Annotated in this window: 16 protein-coding genes; 4 read left to right on the top strand and 12 right to left on the bottom strand. The window is 59.3% G+C overall.

The features are described from left to right. The first annotated feature begins 15 nt into the window (after positions 1 to 15). A complete protein-coding gene (locus HY896_10330) occupies positions 16 to 627 on the top strand; it encodes a glycine cleavage system protein H (GenBank protein MBI5576742.1) in 612 nt (203 codons plus the stop codon). 35 nt (positions 628 to 662) lie between these two features. Here the strand turns inward: HY896_10330 and HY896_10325 are convergent, their stop codons facing one another. From HY896_10325 to HY896_10290, 8 genes are all read right to left on the bottom strand, one after another. Then, positions 663 to 1,385, bottom strand: coding sequence for an ABC transporter ATP-binding protein (locus tag HY896_10325; protein MBI5576741.1), 723 nt, complete (start codon positions 1,383 to 1,385; stop codon positions 663 to 665). Continuing rightward, positions 1,382 to 2,152, bottom strand: coding sequence for an ABC transporter ATP-binding protein (locus HY896_10320; protein MBI5576740.1), 771 nt, complete (start codon positions 2,150 to 2,152; stop codon positions 1,382 to 1,384). Before HY896_10320 ends, HY896_10325 begins: the two co-directional genes overlap by 4 nt. Further along, positions 2,133 to 3,020, bottom strand: a complete 888-nt coding sequence (locus tag HY896_10315) for a branched-chain amino acid ABC transporter permease (GenBank protein MBI5576739.1) — start codon at positions 3,018 to 3,020, stop codon at positions 2,133 to 2,135. The genes HY896_10320 and HY896_10315 overlap by 20 nt, the downstream gene beginning before the upstream one ends. Positions 3,021 to 3,178: 158 nt before the next feature. Beyond that, positions 3,179 to 4,054 carry a branched-chain amino acid ABC transporter permease gene (locus tag HY896_10310; protein ID MBI5576738.1) on the bottom strand — a complete coding sequence of 292 codons (876 nt, stop codon included), beginning with the start codon at positions 4,052 to 4,054 and terminating at the stop codon, positions 3,179 to 3,181. Between the two features lie 79 nt (positions 4,055 to 4,133). Further along, positions 4,134 to 5,300: an ABC transporter substrate-binding protein gene (locus HY896_10305; GenBank protein ID MBI5576737.1), complete on the bottom strand. Its 1,167-nt coding sequence runs from the start codon at positions 5,298 to 5,300 to the stop codon at positions 4,134 to 4,136. Positions 5,301 to 5,461: 161 nt separating this feature from the next. Then, on the bottom strand, positions 5,462 to 5,995 hold the full coding sequence (locus tag HY896_10300) for a hypothetical protein (protein ID MBI5576736.1): 534 nt from the start codon (positions 5,993 to 5,995) through the stop codon (positions 5,462 to 5,464). Positions 5,996 to 6,449: 454 nt separating this feature from the next. Next, a complete protein-coding gene (locus HY896_10295) occupies positions 6,450 to 9,077 on the bottom strand; it encodes a response regulator (GenBank protein MBI5576735.1) in 2,628 nt (875 codons plus the stop codon). A gap of 9 nt (positions 9,078 to 9,086) precedes the next feature. Continuing rightward, positions 9,087 to 10,091, bottom strand: a complete 1,005-nt coding sequence (locus HY896_10290) for an ABC transporter substrate-binding protein (protein MBI5576734.1) — start codon at positions 10,089 to 10,091, stop codon at positions 9,087 to 9,089. A gap of 476 nt (positions 10,092 to 10,567) precedes the next feature. Between HY896_10290 and HY896_10285 the strand changes: the two genes are divergently transcribed. The 3 genes from HY896_10285 to HY896_10275 all read left to right on the top strand — a co-directional run bounded on the left by HY896_10285 (position 10,568) and on the right by HY896_10275 (position 14,132). Then, positions 10,568 to 11,053, top strand: a complete 486-nt coding sequence (locus HY896_10285) for a DoxX family protein (protein ID MBI5576733.1) — start codon at positions 10,568 to 10,570, stop codon at positions 11,051 to 11,053. A gap of 164 nt (positions 11,054 to 11,217) precedes the next feature. Next, entirely contained in the window at positions 11,218 to 13,530 is a 2,313-nt protein-coding gene (locus HY896_10280) for a PAS domain-containing protein (GenBank protein MBI5576732.1), read from the top strand. A gap of 125 nt (positions 13,531 to 13,655) precedes the next feature. After that, positions 13,656 to 14,132: a hypothetical protein gene (locus tag HY896_10275; GenBank protein MBI5576731.1), complete on the top strand. Its 477-nt coding sequence runs from the start codon at positions 13,656 to 13,658 to the stop codon at positions 14,130 to 14,132. A 34-nt stretch (positions 14,133 to 14,166) separates the two neighbouring features. Here HY896_10275 and HY896_10270 read toward each other — a convergent pair whose 3' ends face one another. The 4 genes from HY896_10270 to HY896_10255 form a co-directional block, all read right to left on the bottom strand. Then, complete coding sequence (locus HY896_10270) at positions 14,167 to 15,291, bottom strand: hypothetical protein (protein MBI5576730.1); 1,125 nt, start codon at positions 15,289 to 15,291, stop codon at positions 14,167 to 14,169. A gap of 10 nt (positions 15,292 to 15,301) precedes the next feature. Then, positions 15,302 to 15,757: a TlpA family protein disulfide reductase gene (locus HY896_10265; GenBank protein ID MBI5576729.1), complete on the bottom strand. Its 456-nt coding sequence runs from the start codon at positions 15,755 to 15,757 to the stop codon at positions 15,302 to 15,304. A gap of 22 nt (positions 15,758 to 15,779) precedes the next feature. Then, positions 15,780 to 16,487 carry a sulfite exporter TauE/SafE family protein gene (locus HY896_10260; protein ID MBI5576728.1) on the bottom strand — a complete coding sequence of 236 codons (708 nt, stop codon included), beginning with the start codon at positions 16,485 to 16,487 and terminating at the stop codon, positions 15,780 to 15,782. Positions 16,488 to 16,585: 98 nt separating this feature from the next. Next, entirely contained in the window at positions 16,586 to 17,419 is an 834-nt protein-coding gene (locus tag HY896_10255) for a DsbC family protein (protein MBI5576727.1), read from the bottom strand. Between the last annotated feature and the right edge of the window lie 186 nt (positions 17,420 to 17,605).

The raw sequence follows: 17,605 nt of genomic DNA, 5'->3' as shown, positions 1-17,605 counted from the left end.
CAAGGAGGTGACGTCATGACAATCCTGCTCATGATCCTTGGCATCGCTGCGTTCCTGGTCATCGACCTGGCGCTTGAAGGCAAAAGGAAGCGGGAAGCGGCCGAAAACGCACTTTTCCACCGCGGCCATACCTGGGCGTACCTGGAGGACACGGGCCTGGCGCGGGTCGGGATCGATGACTTCGCCCGCCAGTTCATGGGGACGATCGACCGGATCGAGCTGCCCGAACTCCACAGGGAGGTCCGGCAGGGAGATACGCTGTTCACCGTAGTTTCCGGAGATCGAAAGGTAGATTTCATCTCTCCGATCGACGGAGAGGTGGCCGATGTCCGGCGCGATGCGGCGCGGGCGGCCATGACCAGGGACAACCCTTACAGGAAGGGATACCTCGTCACAATGTATCCCACCGCCATGGCGAGCAACATGGACGAACTTAAGAACGCGGCCGAGGCGCCTTCCTGGATCGAGCGCGAGCTTGCGCGCCTGTACGAGTTCGTCGGCGCGTACCTGGCCCGCCCGGTCGGCGTCGGCGGCACCCTTCCCGACGGCGGCGCATACGTCCCCGGCATCGCGGCGAAGGTCGAGAAACCGGTATTCAAGGAAATCGTGCGGAACTTCCTGAGGTAGGGACGCCGACGCTTACCGCAGGTATGCAGAGTGGGCTATCCCGTCCCGCCGAGGTATGCTTCACGGACCTTCGGGTTGCCGAGCAGCTCCCTGCCGGTTCCCTCCAGGGTGACGGCGCCCGTTTCGAGAAGGTAGCCCCGCGCGGCCGTCTGGAGCGCCATGTTGGCGTTCTGCTCGACCAGCAGGATCGTCGTTCCTCCCCGGTTGATCTCCACGAGCGTGTCGAAGATGTCGCGCACCAGCATCGGCGAAAGCCCCATCGAAGGCTCGTCCAGCAGCAGGAGCCGTCCACGGGTCATCAGCGCCCGCGCAACGGCAAGCATCTGCTGCTCGCCTCCGGAGAGCGTCCCGCCAAGCTGCCGCCTGCGCGCTGCGAGGCGCGGGAACCGGGAGAAGATCCGCTCGAAATCCCGCGCGACCTCCTCCCTGTCCTTCCGCTGCCACGTAGCAAGCACAAGGTTTTCCATCACGGTCAGGTTGCCGAAGATCCCGCGCCCCTCGGGGACCTGGACGATCCCACGTGCGACGATCCCCTGGGCGGATACGCCGCGAAGGTCTTCCCCATCGAAGAAGACGCCCCCTTCGTACCGGACTATCCCGGAAAGCGCCCGCAGCGTGGAAGACTTGCCCGCTCCGTTCCCTCCGATCAGCGTGACGATTTCCCGCTCGTGGACATCGAACGAAACGCCCCGGACGGCCTGGATGTTGCCGTAGGAAACGGAAAGATTCCGCACGGAAAGGAGAGGCGTGGCCGTCATGGCTTCGTCTCGTCGCCCAGGTATGCTTCAAGCACGCGCGGGTGTTTCTGGATCTCCTTCGGAGTTCCCTCGGCAATAGTGGCGCCGAAATCGAGCACGACTATCCGCTCGCAGATCCCCATCACGAGCGGCATCTGGTGCTCGATGAGCAGGATCGTCAGGTCGAATTCCTTCCGTATCCATCGGATGAAATCCATGAGCAAAAGGATCTCGTTCGGGTTCATCCCGGCCGCCGGCTCGTCGAGCAGCAGCAGGCGGGGGCCGGTCGCCAGCGCGCGGGCTATCTCCAGGCGGCGCTGCAGACCGTAAGGAAGGTTTTTCGCCTGCACGTCCGCCCACTCGCGCAAGCCGAACGCATCCAGCAGCACCATCGCCCTTCTTGCGATTCGCTCCTCTTCCCGTGAGAACCGCCCGAACCGGAACAGCCCCTCGACGGCGCCGTACTCCACCTGGGCGTAGAAGGCGGTGCGGACGTTGTCCAGCACGGTAAGGTCGCGGAAGAGCCGGATGTTCTGGAACGTCCGAGCGATTCCCATCGCGGTGATCCGGTTCGGGAGTTTTCCGGTTATCTCCTTTCCTTCGAACAGGATGCTTCCTTCCGATGGGGGATGGACTCCCGTAATCAGGTTGAACACGGTAGTCTTTCCCGCTCCGTTCGGACCGATGAGGCCGACCAGCTCGCCCCGCTCGAGCGAGAGGCGGAAATCGGACAAGGCCGTCAGGCCTCCGAAACGATGGGTGAGCCGCTCAGCCTTGAGTAGATGCATCGGCCCCCCTTCCCGCCCGTATCCTCGCGACGGAGGCGGCCCATTCACGGGCGGGCACGAACCATCGGAACTCCCTCAGCCCCATGATTCCCCGCGGGCGGAAGATCATGAGCAGCACGAGCATCAGCGGCATCAGGACCATCCGCCAGATTTCGAGAGGACGGAGAAGCTCCAGCAAGACCGTGTAGATCGTCGCCCCGAGTATCGAGCCCGCGATCGACCCGATGCCGCCGAGGTAGACCATGATGAGGACGTCGGTGGATTTCAGGATGTCGAACATCCTGGGGTTGATGAACTGTATCAGGTGCGCGAAGAGCCCGCCCGCCACTCCCGCGAAGAATGCGGAAACGACGAACGCCAGCAGTTTGACACGCCGGGTGTCGACGCCCATCAGCTCCCCGGCGGTCTCGTCCTCGCGTATGGAAAGGACCCCCCTGCCGTGATTGGAATAGACGAAGTTCCGGATCACCCAGATCGCCGAGACCGTCCAGAAGAAGATCCACGGCAACGTGGTCATCCTCTGGATGCCCAGGACCCCCCGCGGGCCGCCGACAGCGTCGATGTTTTCAAGTACCGATTTCACGATCATGTTGAAAGCCAGCGTGACGATGGCGAGATAATCTCCCCTCGTCCGGAACGAGGGGACCGCCACCAACAGCCCGATCAGCGCCGCGCCCGCCCCTCCGGCGAAGACCGCCAGCGGAAACAGCCATTCCGACAAGCCGGGGGGAAACGAAAAGATCGTCAGCATGGATGAAAGGTAGGCCCCTGCCGCCATGAAGCCCGCATGGCCGACCGAGAACTCACCCATGTAACCGTTTACCAGGTTGAGGCTCGCAGCCAGGATGACGTTGATGCCGACGTACATGAGGATAAGCTGCACGTACTGGTCCAGCAGCCCGAAGCGCGGGATTGCGAACGAGAGAAGGAAACCAAGGAAAAGGCAGACGCGCGCCGCCCGCCGGCTGTCCGCGAGGCCCCGGACGATGCCCCGGAATCTTCCTTGTCCGCTTGCGCTCTCCACCGTCAAACCTTCTGCGGCCTGGGCTTGCCCAGTATTCCATACGGCCTGCCCACCAGCAGCACCAGCAACAGTGAAAACGAAACGAAATCCCGGAAGGTCGACGGGAAGTAGGCCGCCACGAGAACTTCGACCGCCCCGAGGAGGAACCCGCCCAGCATCGCACCGTGGATGCTGCCGATGCCTCCGACCACGGCGGAGATGAACGCCTTCCAACCGACCATGATGCCCATGTACGGGTCGATGACCGGGTAGGCCAGGCCGTACATGACGCCCGCGGCTCCGCCCAGGCCCGCCCCGATGGCGAACGTGGCTGAAATTATCCCGTCCACCGGCAGGCCCATGAGGGCGGCATTGGCCCTGTCCCAGGAAATCGCCCGCATTGCCATCCCCGTCATCGTCCGGTTCACATAGAGATCCAGCAGCACCATGAGGAAGATCGAGAGGACGATGATGATCGCCTGGAGAGAAGAGACGGAAACACCCCCCACCGTCCAGATGTGCGTGGGAAGAAGCGGCGCGATGTGCTTGGGATACGGATTGAGCGCCAGCGTGAAGTTCTCGAGGAAGAGCCCCACACCGAGCGCCGTGATGATGGGGGAAACCCGGGGGGCGTTGCGGAGCGGTTTATACGCGAGGCGCTCTATCACCGCGCCGAGCATCGCCGCGCCCGCCATGGACAAAAGCAGGGTCGGCACGAACGGGAGGCCGAGGGTGACTCCCGCGAGGAAGCAGAGGAAGGCGCCGATCATGAAGAGGTCGCCGTGGGCGAAATTGATCATGGTGAGGATGCCGTAGACCATCGTGTAGCCGAGCGCGATGAGGGCGTAGATGCTCCCCAGCTGGAGAGCGTTGAGCAACTGCTGAAGAAGATAGTTCATGCGGCGTGCGGGCTGCGGGCGTTATCGATGCAGGGAAGGCGCGCCGCTTAAGAGAATCGGCGCGCCCGTCCCGAATCCGTCAGGGATTCGCGTTTGCAAACCAGGCAAACTTTCCGTCCTTGATCTTGAGGATAACGGCGCTCTTGATCGGGTCGCCGGACCCTTCCTTGAACTGCATGTTCCCCGTCACGCCCTCGTAACCGGGGATCTTCGCAAGTGCGTCGCGGACGGCCTGCCGGTCCGTTTTCCCCGCGCTTTTGACCGCCTGGATAAGCAGCCCGAATGCGTCATACGTGAGGGCTGCGACGTCGTCCGGCGTGGTGTTGTACTTCGCCTTGTACGCCTGGATGAATTTCGTGGCGGCGGGGGTGGCGGCGTCGGCCGCGTAATGGGTGCTGAAGTAGTAGCCCTCTACATCCTTGCCTGCCAGCTTGACAAGCTCCTCGCTTCCCCACGAATCGCTGCCGATGAACGGGACCTTGATCCCGAGGCGATGGGCCTGCTGTACCTGAAGCGGGACCTCGCTGTAATAGTTGGGAAGGAACACGACCTCCGGTCCGGCTTTCTTTATCTTGGTCAGCTGCGCGGAGAAGTCCTTGTCGTTAGTCGTGTACGTCTCGAAGGCGACCACCTTGCCGCCCTTTTCCTCGAACGCCGATTTGAATATTTCCGCGATACCCTTGTTGTACTCCGAGGCGACGTCGTAAAGGACGGCGGCCTTCTTCGCCTTCAGGTTTTCCAGCGCGAACCGCGCCACGACGCGGCCCTGGAAAGGATCCGTGAAGCATGCGCGGAAGATGTACTTCTTGGAAGCGCCCGTCCTTGCGTCCAGCGTCGTCTTCGGCGTCGTCGACCAGGGAGTAATCAACACCACCTTGGAGCTTTCGGCGATTTCCGACGCCGGGACCGCGTACCTGCTGGCGTTGGGTCCGACGATCGCAACGACGTCGTTCTGAGTGATAAGTTTCTGCGCGGCCGAGACGGACTGTTCGGCCTTTCCCGCGTTGTCCTCGATGAAGAGCTTGATCTTGTATTTCTTGCCGCCCAGGTCGAGACCGCCGGCATCGTTTATTTCCCTGGCGGCCAGTTCCGCGGCGTTTCTGCACGACGCCCCGACCGCGGGAATGTCTCCGGTAAGTTCCGCGATCACTCCGACCTTGACGGTCGGCCCCGAAGTATCGGCGCAGCCCGAAAATACCATGGCGACAGCCAAAGAAAGCGCAAAAAGCAAAGCCGTCTTCTTCATGCCATCCCTCCCCCCGAAGTTATCGGTAATGCTTCGAACCCGGTTAAAACGTCTGAATTCAATAAATTATCCGTTGGTGGCGGACTGCACAAGGGGAAAATCGACAGGCGATGATCTTGGCATTGTCGGGGGAGGAAAAGCCATCTTAAGGCGGTTGAGATTCAGCGGGCGGATTTTTTCCCTTCGAACGCGTCGATCCGTAGCAGCACAAGGTCCCCCAACTTTTCCGTTGAAATCAGGAAACGGATTTTACGGACGCCTTCCGGCGTGGCGCAATCGGCAAATGCGCGAACCTGGTAATGGTTCTGCGATGTGAGATACGTGTCGGTTACCGTTGCGCGGACGGTGCAGATGCGGCAGTGAACCGATTTTCCGCACCCGCCCGGCAGCCGCGAATTGATGCACTCGATCGCATCGCCCCACCGGCGTCCGTCGACGTGCCGATGGTCTATGCCCAGGTTTTTGCAGGCGGCGTGGTTGCCGGTGACGATTCCCGCATCGCTGTTCAGCAGCAGGATCGGGATGTTCAACCTGTCGAGGTATTCCTGGAGGGAGCAGGACTCCTGCCTTGTAAACAGATCTTCCCTGCAGCCCCGGCAAAAACAGTGGGTGATGATTTCATCCGCCGTTTTGTCTACAGGGGCTAAAGGACTTCCGCACCATGCGCAATCGCCGTTCACGTTACGGCCGCCCATAATTTCGTCTTATCGACAACTATACCCCTTTGATTTCAATATGCAAATCACGATTTTATCGAATGTGTAACCTATCTGTAACCTGATGGTGCATATGCTTCCTTTCAAGATGGAGGATGTGTGTGCTCAGCGGTCTTCCTGACTTAAAGTGTTAAAGGCTTGCCTCGTTCATCCGATGATATGAAGGGGGAAACACGCATTGCGGGGTTATACGGTGAATTGTTGGGAATTCAGGAAATGCGGAAGGGAAGCCGGGGGGGCAAGGGCCGGCGATTTGGGAGTCTGTCCGGCATACCCGAACAACGGCAGGCTCTGCGCGAGGGTGGCAGGCACTCTTTGCGGAGGCGTCGTCCAGGGAACTTTCGCGAAGAAACTCGGAAACTGCATGAAGTGCGAATTTTACGCCAGCCCGCATTATCTCAAGGGGCGGAATATCCCCATATAGGACCGGTCATCACCCCAGTACGGTCTTCAGCTTCGCCATGAGGCGTTTTGGCGAGATCGGTTTCTGAAGGAAACTCGTTCGGTCGTCGAAAATCTCCTGTTTCAGTATCGTGCTGTTCGTGTATCCCGACGTGTAGATCACCAGGATATCCGGCCGTTCTTTCCTGATGATTCCCGCCAGTTCGATCCCGTTCATCTCCGGCATGATGATGTCGGTGATCAGGAGGTCGATCGTCCCCTTGACGGACCTGCTTGATTCGAGCGCTTCCACGCCGTCGCCGGCTTCGAGGAGATTGAACCCCAGCGGCTGGAGCGTGCTTACGATCAATTTCCGTATGGACGGCTCGTCGTCGACCACCAGGATCGTTTCGGAACCCGTAAGCCGGATTTCGAATTCGCCTGGCGCCGCATCCTCCCCGGCTTCGCCCGTGGAGGGGATATAGATTTTGAACGTAGTCCCGACGTTCGGCTCGCTGTAAACGCCTATGCTCCCGTCGTGCTGCTTCACGATCCCGTAGATCGTGGACAAACCGAGCCCCGTCCCTTTTTCCCCCTTGGTCGTGAAGAACGGCTCGAAAATGTTTTCCAGCACATCGCGGCTCATGCCCATCCCCGTGTCCGTCACGGAAAGCATCGCATACGAACCCGGCGCGACTCCCTCGCGGGCCTTCGCGTATTCCTCGTCCAGCTCGACGTTTTCGGTTTCGATGATCAGCCGTCCGCCGTCCGGCATCGCGTCCCTGGCGTTCACCGCAAGGTTCATCAGCACCTGCTCGATCTGGCCGGCGTCCGCCTTCACGTTTTCGAGGGAAGGGTTCAGGTTGATTTCGAGATGGATATCCTCGCCGATCACGCGATGAAGGAGCTTCGTCATGTTTTCCACGATGGAGTTGAGGCTCACCGCTTTCAGTTCGAGGATCTGTTTCCGGCTGAAGGCAAGGAGCTGCCTCGTGAGCGTTGCGGCTTTCTCCCCGGCGTTGTTGATCGTCCGGATCTTTTCACGTGCGGGGTGGTTGGGGGCAAGTTCCTCAAGCGCCATTTCGCTGTAGCCGATGATGGCCGACAACAGGTTGTTGAAGTCGTGGGCGATGCCTCCCGCGAGCTGGCCGACCGCCTCCATCTTCTGCGCCTGCAGGAATTGCTTCTCCAGCTTTTTCTTGTTCGTTATATCCAGCGTGTATTCGATGACCTGGGCGACGTTCCCCTGCCCGTCGAAGATCGGGTAGCCGTACACCTCGTAATATTTCGGCTTTTCGGTGGAATTGTGGTGGTAATGCTCCAGTACCACCGGCCTCCGGTTGTTCGTCACCTCCCGTATCGTGCAGGGATGGTCGTCCCCTTCGCACGGGGAATCCCGGTGATGGGTCATTTTGTAACATTTCGTTTGTTCCGTGAGCTCGCCGAAGTGGGCGGCGGTGTTCGCCATGACGATGGTGTGGCGCATCGCGTCGATCACGTAAAACGGATGCGTGAGGGAGTTCATGACGTTTTTCAGGAGATCGTGCTGCTGCGTGATCCGCTCGTCCGCCTGTCGCAGTTCGGCCATCTGGCGCTTGAGAGTGTTGATCGTTTCGATCAGCCTTGAAGTCATGACTCCGAACGCTTTCGAGAGCGCGCCGATTTCGTCGTCCCTTTCGATCGTGACGGATTGCGAATAATCGCCCTTGCCGATAGCCTTGGCGATTCCCGACAGGGATTCGAGCGGACTGATGATCTGGCGGACGAGGGCGACGCCGACCGCGATCGCGCCCGCCAGCGTCGCGGCGAGGAAGATCAGTATGGCGACCAGGGAGCGGGCGGCGTATTTTCCCGCTTCGGCGATCGGCAGCTCGGTTACGATGCGGAATTCCTGGCCTCCGACCCGCATGGTATCGTACGCAAGCAGGGATTTCGTCCCCTGTATCCCATTGTGTATGCCGGACCGTTCGGCCCTTTTCAGGTAGGTTCCCCTTAAGACCACGGAAAGATTCGGATGAACGACCACCCTTCCGTCTTCCGCAACGACGTAGGCGATTCCCGTCTCTCCGATTTTCAGGTCTTCCAGTACCTCGATCATGAATTTCAGGTTGATCGCCGCTACGAGAACGCCCTTTACCTGCGCGCTCCGGACATCCACGATAGGCACGCCGAGATTCATGCGGGGCTCGCCGGTCCGCTCGTCGAAGAACACGGGGCTGTAATGGACTTCCCGGCCCTTCGACGGCTTCGCGAATTCTTCGGCTTTCGACCTGTCGCCGAGCTCGGCGTCCGCCACCACCCGATCCCGCGAAACGTGCGCCAGCTCCCTCCCGCGGTTGTCGAGAAGCACGATCTCATGGAAAATGTCCCTGCGGTATTTATCGTTTGCGGAAAAGAGAAGCTTCGAAATCATGAGTCGCTGCTGTTTGCGCTCCGCTTCCATCACACGGGTGATCCTGGTGAAGGAGATCAGTAGTGATTCGAGCCCGTGGATATGGGTTTGCAGTTCGTGGGCGGCCATCTTCGTCAGCTTCGCCTGCATTTCCTCGGCTTCCTGAAGCTGCATTTCGAGGTTTTGCCATAAAAGGAACCCGCCGAGAAGCAATACGGGTAAGATGGAAAGCCCGATGAAGGTGATGGTCAGGCGCTTCCTGATGCTGTTCCTCATGAGGTGAGTCACGCGCCGTCCTTAACGAATGATGTAGTCGGCCTGCTGCAGTACGTCGTCCGGGATTTTTACTCCAAGCGCATTTGCGCTCTTCAGGTTGATACCGAGGTAGAAATCCGAAGTTTCCACCGGCAGGTCGCGGGGAGAAGCCCCTTTAAGGATTCCGTGCGCCAGCCTGGCGGCCTGCATCCCGGTCCGGTCGTCGAGAGGTCCGTAGGAAAAAACCACGCCTCCGTCGAAGTTCACATGCCCCGCCGAGATGACGGGGATGTTCCGCTTTTTCGCGGAATCGAGAATAGTCTCCATGTTGGAGCCGATTAGCCAGGAATGAAGTATGAAAACGGCTCCGGCGTCCGCGGGCATCGCGGAGAGCGACTTCCGCAATTTTTCCAGGGTGTCGACCTCCGAAACGGTCACCTTGAGGCCTGCGTGAGCGGCGGCTTTTTTGAGATCTTCGAGGCTATGGCGCGCAGCCCCCGTGTCGAAGCAGACGGGGACGAAGATATTCCTCGCACGGGGGGAAATCGCGAGCAGCCAATCCAGCGCCTTGCGGGTGCTTCCGGTCAGCTGCACGCCTGTAATGTTGCCGCCGTGCTTTACCATGCTTTCCACCACGCCGGATTCGATCGCGTCGTACATGACGAAGACGATCGGGATTTTCGTTCCTTCGACGGCTTTCTTGGCCAGTTTCGCGGCGGGCGTCGTCATGGTGAAAATCAGGTCGGCTTTCTTCGCGACCATATCCTTCGCCGCGGCCTCGATCTCCTTATGGTCTCTCTTTTCGAATTTGATGTAGGTGACGTTCTTCCCCTCGATGTATCCGAATGCGGGCATATTGCGCAGAAATCCTTGCGCGCCTTCCGTTTCTTCCGGGTTGGGATTGATATAGCCGATCAGGTAACCGTTTTTCGCCTGAGGCTTGCATGAGGAAACAATGGTGAGGACGAACAGCAGATTGACAACAATTAGCAAAAGCGGCGGGAGAACACTCTTCCATGCGTTCATCGGAGGATACCCGCGTATCATGTGGGCCTCTGATGGGAAATTGGATCGTTACAGGAGTTGTTTATAATCAATTTGCGCGTAAAAGTATACCCATAAATAACTATTTTAAAAATCCACAATATATTATTTTCATTCGCTTTTTTGCTCAAGATAAATCGGGGGAACATCAAGGCGAACCGGGTCTTTCTGTCAGCGCAGATCTGGACCGTTCGAAGGTTTAACCCGCTTTTCTCACCACGCTTCTGCTGCTGCGGCGGATACGGGCATGTCTACTGCGTTGCGCTCGGTCGGGCTCCTCGACGTAGTGTAAACTACGCCTGCGGTGCCCTCGGTCGCGACGCCTTGTAGCCATACCCGTCTCCACCGCCTCGCGACGAACCGTGGTGAGAAAAGCGGGTTAAAGGATTTCCATCCTCATGTGACATGAGCCTTGCCTTGCGGTATCCGCATCATAAGAGCCTGGAAACGTAAACTTCGAAATCCGTGAGGGAGCCGTTATGGAAGAGAAAAGGGATGACATCGCGAGCTCGATCGGTCTGCTGGTCCTGCGGGTCGGCATCGGCGCATTCATGCTCACGCATGGCTTGGGGAAACTGCAGATGCTGCTCGCCGGCCAATTCGACAAGTTCGCCGATCCCATCGGGCTGGGGAAGGGGATTAGCCTGGCGCTTATGACGTTCGCGGAGTTCTTTTGCGCCCTGTCCGTTATATTTGGATTCGCGACCCGTTTTGCCGCAGTGCCCTTGATATTCGGGATGACGGTTGCCGCGGCCGTCGTCCACAGCAACGATCCCTGGACAATGGGGGAAGGGGCCAGGTTGTTCATGACGGGCGCCTCGAAGTCCTGGGCTGCCAAGGAACCCGCGCTCCTGTACCTAATTCCGTTCCTCTCGCTGGTTTTTACAGGTGCGGGCAGGTTTTCCATCGACGAATTTATCCGGCAGCGCCGGCAGGAGCGATCGAAACGTTCGGGATATCAATAACATAGCCCTATTTTTAACAGCCGATAGAGCGTTAACGGTACCGACATTCTTTCCTGCCATTCAAAGTAAATAATTCCCTGAATTTTTCCGAAAGGATACGTGGTTCTTGAAGTCGGCCGCAATCGGCCGGTATTTCGGGCATAGCTACCGTGGGGGCTAAACGCTTGAAACGGCGCGAGATGTTCGTGAGGATATTGGTCATAATCGCCGGCGTTGAAGTAGTCGTCATGTTCCTGCTCGGTGCTCTTGAACTGCCGGAAGGGAACGCGAAGAATTTCATCGACGCCTTCACTCTTTCGGTTCTGAGCGCTCCGCTTCTCTATTATTCCGTGATCCGCCCCGTGACGCATAGGCTGTCCGAACAGTCCGCCCTTGCGCGGAAGGCCCTGGAGCAGGAGCTTGCCCTCAAGGCTTACGCGGAAAAACTCGAATTGAAGGAGGCCGCCGATGCGCAGTCACGGCTTCAGGCGCAACGGATGGAATTGCTCGGCAAGTTTCACGCGGGGGCCATCGAGGAAGCGGACCTGGACGTGATCCTTTCGGATACGGCGAAAGACATCTGCCGGGTCCTCGACGTTCCGTGTTGCGCGATCAGGATCTTCGGAAATCCCGACAGGATAGCCGAACATTGCGGACCGGGGACAAAGCCCGTCTCCTCCTCGCTTGCACTTTCCCGGATCCCCGACGCGTGCATTGCGGACTTCGAGGCGGGGAAATACAAGGTTTCCGACGGGACCAACCTGTCTCCTTGCTGCTCCGGCAGTGATGGTTGTCCTGACGAAACCGGCATGGGCGCGCATCTCGAAGTTCCCCTGCTCCATTCCGAAGGATTGGCTGGAATCCTGTTCCTTGGGACAGGGGGGAAGAGGGAGTGGACTGCGGAGGAAATCGCGACTGCGGAGGCGATTGCAGGGGGGATCGCTGCTGCGGTCCGGCACGACACGGTATTCCGGAACCAGAAGGAGATGGCAGGCCGCCTGATGTCGTTGATGAACAATGTGCCCGGCATCGTTTATCGCGGATACCAGGACTGGAGCGTCGGATTCATGGGCGCGGAGGTCGAACGGGTCACCGGATATACAGCCGAGGAATTCACCGGCGGCTCCGTCAAGTGGAAGGAATTGATGCATCCGGACGACCTTCCTGGGATAAAGATAGCGTTCCGGAAAGCGGTCGCGGAAAGAAAGGGCGTATTGCGCGTGGAGTACAGGCTGCGCCACCGGGATGGAACCTATCGAATGTTGGCCGACCGGCGTCAGAACACTTACGACTCAAAGGGAGAATTCCTTTACGTCGACGGCCTTCTGCTGGACATAACGGAAGTTTCGTTGCTGGAGAAGCAGGCTCGCACCGCCCAGAGGATGGAGGCCGTCGGTACGCTGGCGGGCGGCGTCGCGCACGATTTCAACAACGCGTTGACCGGCATCTTCGGGTTCGGGGAACTGCTGCGGATGAAGCTTTCCGGGGACAAGCGCGCGGAAGCGGACCTGGATGAGATGCTGCAATGCGCCGTGCGGGCATCGACGCTCACGAGGCAGCTTCTTACGTTCGCGCGCCGGCAGGCCATCGCGCCGGTCAATCTGAGCATGAACAGCGTGATAACGGATCTGATGAAGCTCATCGAGAACACGGCGGGGGAAAGGATCGTTACGAAGTTCCGGCTGGAAGAAGACCTGCCTGCCGTACGGGCCGACCGCGGGCAGCTCGAGCAGGTCCTCATGAACCTTTGCCTGAACGCCAGGGACGCCATGCCGGACGGCGGGGCGCTCGTGGTGGAAACCTCGGCCGCCGTCCTCGACGAGGAACATGTCTACCGGCACCCGTACATGAAATCCGGAAGATATGCAGTCCTCACGGTCACGGACACGGGAATCGGCATGAACGAATCGACCCGTGAAAAGATTTTCGAGCCGTTCTTCACGACGAAGGGCTCCGACAAGGGAACGGGGCTCGGGCTTGCCATGGTCCATGGGATCGTAAAGAGGCACGAAGGGTACATCCATGTGTACAGCGAACCGGGAAAAGGGACGACGTTCCGGGTCCACCTTCCGGCCATCGACGGACCTCCCGAAGCGAGTATCGCCCGCAGCCGGGAGGTCGTCCGGGGGGGGGACGAGACGATCCTTGTGGCAGACGACGACGATTCGGTGCGGAACCTGGCGGAACTGGCGCTCGGAGAGCAAGGCTACAGCGTGATTGCCGCCCGGAACGGCGAGGAAGCAGTCGAAATCTTCCGGAGAGGGAACGGCATCGCGCTTGTCCTGCTCGACGTGGGCATGCCGAGGCTGGACGGAAAGGAAGCCCTGGCCGTCATGCGGGAGATGTCCCCCGGCATCAAGGCGATACTGATGAGCGGCCACGATTTCGGCGAAAACCGCCCGAGCGAAGGATCGGGAAGGAACGTCGCTCGCCTCCCGAAGCCCTTCGGCTGCACGGAGCTTGCGAAGAAGGTGCGGGAAGTCCTCGACGGGAATTGAACCCGCATAAATCGAACTCGCTTGACTCGAACGGCAGAAACCTTCACTATTTGATTGGCTCTGCGGCACGGATCCCCGGCAACAAAACCAATATCAGGTAATTTACGCATTCGAGGAGGGCATGCATGAACCGAAAGGTCGTGTTCGTGGTCTTCTGCCTGTTTTTTGCGCTGGCGGCGGCAGTATTCGCGGCCGACGGGGACGATACCGCCCCCGCGAAAAACGATTCGGCTCCATCCGGCGGCCCCTCGTATTTCGAAGGCGTCTGGGCCGGGAAGTGGCCGGGTTATCGGAGCACCAACCTGGACCAGGACTTATCCATAACGATCGTCAAGGGAAAACGGGAGGGTGTCTTCGTCGTCACATACGAATTTGGAACGGTGAATTACATGAGCGGCCCAGTCGCCGGCGGCTCCTTTAAAACGAGGGGCAGGGAGGAGGGGGACAAGTTCTTCTTCGGATGGACGAACAAGCAGGGCAGAAAGTTCGAGGTGACGCTTCAGAAATACAAGGAGAACACGGTTAAGGCAAGGATCGACAGGTTGGGCACTATAACCTCCGCGGAAAGGCCTTACACCGAATCTTTCCTGGACCGCAAGTAGCGGGCGATCCCGCCCCTGATGAGCCGGGTTAACGCTACGGGAACTGCCTGAGCACTTCCTTCCCCTGGAAAACGATTTCGAGACGCACCGTGAAGGCGTCGGTCGGGCGATATTTTCCGTCGGGCTGCCGGGGCCAGGACATTTCGGGCTCGAGTTCGTAAAAAAGCCAGGGTCTCAGGAAGTTCCGCCGGTAGCGGGCCAGGATCCGGTAGGTTTCCACTTGAGCGTCAGGGTCGGTAACACCGAAGACTCCTCCCGAAAGGGTGACGGCGCTGCGGGGGGTAAGCGCCCGTAGCAGGGACAGCTCCGTTCCCCATTCCAGCCCTCTTGTTTCCTGCGCCAATGTGCCTGCGTTGGACCATCGCAGGAGCGTAGTCGGAGTCAGCTGCCGTTCAAGATCTATTTCCGTGGTTTCGCCTAACTTCTCCGTGTTTTTCCAGAAGAGGGTTTCCCCTAACCGGAAGAGGGTCAATTCCCCGAGTTTGCGTGTGTACTGCAGCCGGGTCCGGGCGAAGGTTTCGAAAGGCCGCTTCACGCGGACCCCCGCTCCCGCGAAGATATCCAGGGCGGGCGTGCGGAAGAAACCGTACCGGAGCTCCGTGTTGACTATGCGGGTATTCGGCAGCGTGCGATCGAACCCGGGGTTGCCGGGGTCCTCCGGCAGTCTCGCCGCCGCGGGCTCGGCCTCGCTCTCGCCGGTCACCACCAGGCGCAATCTCTTGTTGATCTTCGGAAGGGTGAACCCCGCCCGGACGTTCGTCCGGTACTTCACGTGATTTCCTTCCTCGAACCGAAGGGAGTTCTGCCATCGGATAAGATACTCGGGCAGCCGCACGTTCTCCGTCTTGACGCTTCCGAAAAAGTTGTCGAACCGGACGACGCGGTCGAGGATGCTGCGCTCGATGCTGGAGTGCCTCTCGTCGACCGTTCTCATGAATATCCCTGAAACATTGTCCATCGCCGGAGCGGTATTGTCGGCGAATGGTGTGACATTGTCGTTTGCAGGCGCGGTGTCGTCGGCGGGCATACGCCACTCGCCTTCCGGGTTCGGAGCTGCGTCTTCCGCCGCCGAAATTGCGGGAATCGCGGGCAACAGGAATATCAGCGCCGCGAGAGCGAGGCGCCGGAACGGCTTCGTCATTCCGCGGCGGATAAGCATTTATCTCCTCTTAGATGCGTCTTTCGATGTCCGGAGGGAGTTCGTTGTCGAAATAGACTATCCTTCCATTGCGGTCGAGGAGAACGTAAGTGGGGATCCCGCGCACCCCGTACAGGCGGGCTACCTTGCCGTCGCGGTCGAGCAGCACGGTGTAAGAGACGTTTTTTTTCCGGATGAAGCCCTTCACCTTTTCGGCGCTCTCCATGAAATCGACTGCCAGTATTTCCAGCCTGCCGGACAGGCGCATGTGCATGTCGTTTATCGAAGGCGCCGCTTCGTTGCAGTGCGGGCACCAGGTCGCCCAGAAAACGAGCAGGACCGGCTTTTTCCCCGCGAATTGTCCAAGCGATACGGTCCCTCCGGCGGCGGACTTGAGCGTGAAGGCCGGCCCGTCGGCCGCGACGGCGAACGGCACGAATGCAGCGAGAACCGAGGCCGCCGTCATCGCCGCAATGAACCGTTTCATCGGCCGTGTCCCATCCCTTTACTTAAACGAGCATTCTGCCGGCCTGTACAAGGAAATATTCCCCGGCCAGTATCATAACGACTCCGAAACCTCTCTTTACCGCACCGAGCCATTTCCCCGAGCGGGGAAGACCGGCGATAAGGCTTGAGAACGTTCCCAGCAGCACGAGCACGGAACCCATGCCGAGGGCGAACACGAAGAGGAGCGATAATCCTTGCAAAACGTTCTGCCGGGAGCCGACGAAGAGAAGGAGGCCTCCCAGGACGGGAGCGGTGCATGGGCCGACGACCAGTCCGGACGCCATGCCGAACGAAAGGGCGCCGAGCACGCCGCCCGAACGGCGGGCGGCGGAAGCGCTCGGCGCGAAGGAGGGCAAGGGGATCCGGATGATATCGAAGAGAGACAGGCCGAAAAGGAGGCACAGGTTTCCCACGACCAGGTGTGAAAGGGGGCTGGAGGCCGATTCTCCGAATACCCTGCCCGTCAGCGCGGCCGCCCCGCCGAGGGCGGCATAGGTGACGGCCATCCCCGCCACGTAGGCGAGACTCAGGATGAATCCCCTTGCGCGCGATCCGCCGCTCCGGCTCCCGATATATCCAACCGTGATGGGGATGACAGGGTAAATGCAGGGGGTAAAACTTACCAGAAGGCCTCCCGCGAACACGGCAGCGTAGGCGAGCGGCGACCCCGTCGTCAGGTAAGACGGCAGGGAAGTTATAAGATTCTGCATGATTCCGGTTCCGGTGGTTTTGTCGGACGCATAATTTGTCGCTCACCGGATTAGACGCTCGATACCCTCCGTGCGCTCCGTAATAGTGAAAAACCGGTCTATTTCTTCCCTTTTTTGCCCTCCTTCGCAGGGGCGCTCGCCGCCTTGGGCTTATCATCGGAAAGCAGCTTGAGCAGCGCGTCGGCGGGGCGGTATCCGCTTACGACGGTTCCGTCCGGAAAGACCATCGCAGGCGTCCCGCGGATCTTCAGTTTCTCCGCGAGTTTGAAGGATTCCTCGACCGCGTCTGTCTTGCAGTCGCCAGGCGCAAGCTTTTTCCCGGCGTAGGCGTCTTCCAGCATGGAGAGGGATTTCGAGCAGATGACCGCCTTTGCCTTTTCGGCCGAAGCGGGGTTGTTGTTCCTTGAATAAAGCTTGATGAAGAACGCGACATCCTTGTCTTTTTCCGCGACGGTCTTCATTTCATGGTGCAGCTTGCCGCAAAAGTGGCAGTCCGGATCGCTGAACACGATCACCTTCTTTTTCGCTTCCGGATTGCCCAGGACGAGCGTTTCCCCCAAAGGTATCACGGCCGGATCCACCTTTACGGCGTTAAGGGTCGCGAATCTTGCTCCCGATATGTCCTCCCGGGTGCTGATCCTCACCACCTGTCCGCTGAAAAGGAAGCCCTTCGAATAATCGATGAATATGGGGAATTTCTTCCCCTGTTTCTCGATGTCGACCATCCACAGGCCCTTCACCGGGCTATCTTCCACATTCAGCACGTTGTCCACCAGGGGACCGAGGATTCCGGAAGCTTCCTTCGGGGTCAGGGTATGGCAATCCCTGCAATCACCCATTCCGCATCCTTCCTTTTGAAACGCCGAAGCGCCGGACGCGCATAAAAGCAGGAATGCCGAAATCCCCAGGGCAAGCGCAGCAAGCCGTTTCATGGGGTGCCTCCAGGAAAAAATTTCATTCCTCTTGATTTTACACGCAATTCGTTCCCCCCCGGGATTTTTTCATGAAACCGGATCGACCGATCTTCATCAAACGCACATACGCAAAGGGCGGGATGCCGAGGCAGGCGTTTCATTCCCGCTTCCATCATCGCGTTTTCGGCTGCCGTTCAATGGCCG

It is taken from the genome of Deltaproteobacteria bacterium, assembly GCA_016218975.1.
Lineage (GTDB): Bacteria > Desulfobacterota > Deferrimicrobia > Deferrimicrobiales > Deferrimicrobiaceae > JAENIX01.
Note: the sequence above shows the minus strand (reverse complement) of the source record. Positions and strands in the feature narration are given on the sequence as shown.

Bases quoted from the DNA above. Each gene is read 5' to 3' on its own strand.
- HY896_10325 (MBI5576741.1), bottom strand. From the start codon at position 1,385: ATGACGGCCACGCCTCTCCTTTCCGTGCGGAATCTTTCCGTTTCCTAC.
- HY896_10330 (MBI5576742.1), top strand. From the start codon at position 16: ATGACAATCCTGCTCATGATCCTTGGCATCGCTGCGTTCCTGGTCATC.
- HY896_10320 (MBI5576740.1), bottom strand. From the start codon at position 2,152: ATGCATCTACTCAAGGCTGAGCGGCTCACCCATCGTTTCGGAGGCCTG.
- HY896_10260 (MBI5576728.1), bottom strand. From the start codon at position 16,487: ATGCAGAATCTTATAACTTCCCTGCCGTCTTACCTGACGACGGGGTCG.
- HY896_10290 (MBI5576734.1), bottom strand. From the start codon at position 10,091: ATGATACGCGGGTATCCTCCGATGAACGCATGGAAGAGTGTTCTCCCG.
- HY896_10275 (MBI5576731.1), top strand. From the start codon at position 13,656: ATGAACCGAAAGGTCGTGTTCGTGGTCTTCTGCCTGTTTTTTGCGCTG.
- HY896_10265 (MBI5576729.1), bottom strand. From the start codon at position 15,757: ATGAAACGGTTCATTGCGGCGATGACGGCGGCCTCGGTTCTCGCTGCA.
- HY896_10305 (MBI5576737.1), bottom strand. From the start codon at position 5,300: ATGAAGAAGACGGCTTTGCTTTTTGCGCTTTCTTTGGCTGTCGCCATG.
- HY896_10310 (MBI5576738.1), bottom strand. From the start codon at position 4,054: ATGAACTATCTTCTTCAGCAGTTGCTCAACGCTCTCCAGCTGGGGAGC.
- HY896_10315 (MBI5576739.1), bottom strand. From the start codon at position 3,020: ATGTACGTCGGCATCAACGTCATCCTGGCTGCGAGCCTCAACCTGGTA.
- HY896_10270 (MBI5576730.1), bottom strand. From the start codon at position 15,291: ATGCTTATCCGCCGCGGAATGACGAAGCCGTTCCGGCGCCTCGCTCTC.
- HY896_10300 (MBI5576736.1), bottom strand. From the start codon at position 5,995: ATGGGCGGCCGTAACGTGAACGGCGATTGCGCATGGTGCGGAAGTCCT.
- HY896_10255 (MBI5576727.1), bottom strand. From the start codon at position 17,419: ATGAAACGGCTTGCTGCGCTTGCCCTGGGGATTTCGGCATTCCTGCTT.
- HY896_10285 (MBI5576733.1), top strand. From the start codon at position 10,568: ATGGAAGAGAAAAGGGATGACATCGCGAGCTCGATCGGTCTGCTGGTC.